The sequence below is a fragment of the Vibrio sp. 970 genome, assembly GCF_033339075.1.
This window is the reverse complement of sequence record NZ_JAWOTW010000578.1, coordinates 1-585: the sequence shown is the minus strand read 5'-3', so window position 1 is coordinate 585 and position 585 is coordinate 1. Positions and strand designations below refer to the sequence as shown.

Genomic DNA, 585 nt, shown 5'->3' with positions numbered 1-585 from the left:
AGATTGATACAAGCTAAAGCCTAACTGGGTTATTTGTATAACTGACCTCATCAGTTTTCCGACACTTCACTTACAGGTTCTGGCAGGGATGAAAACAGCGCGTCGAATTCTAATTCTCTTACTGGTGGTATTGATTGCCCTTCCGGCGACCATTATTGCGCTGTTAACCACCTCATACGCCAATTCTACATGGCAATGGGTTTCACCCTACCTTGGCTTACCGATCCAAGCGGAGCGCGTTCATTACGACTTCCCTTACCACCTTTCGCTGCAAAACGTTCGCTCCCAAGACGCTCAACTGCCTTATATTGAACAAGTCGACGTGTGGTTGAACCCTGACATACGACGAGATGGGAAATGGATTATCGATAGCTTGCTGATTGATGGGGTGAGTCTAAAAAAAGGCATACCGACACAGCCTAACTTAGAGTCGATCCAGTTCCACCAGATTGCGCTGAAAAATATTGATTACGCGGGTCCGCGCTTTTCCGTAACTGGATTGAGTATCCAAATCCAAGATCCTACTTGGCTAAACGCTCAACAATTATGGCCTTACGGCGCTATTCAGGCCTCTGCAGAACAAAT

1 protein-coding gene is annotated in these 585 nt (G+C 46.5%); it reads left to right on the top strand.

Going from position 1 to position 585, the window contains the following annotated elements:
- Positions 1 to 88: 88 nt before the first annotated feature.
- On the top strand, positions 89 to 585 hold a 497-nt coding region (locus R7Q11_RS27985; protein WP_225467207.1), incomplete at its 3' end, for an AsmA family protein.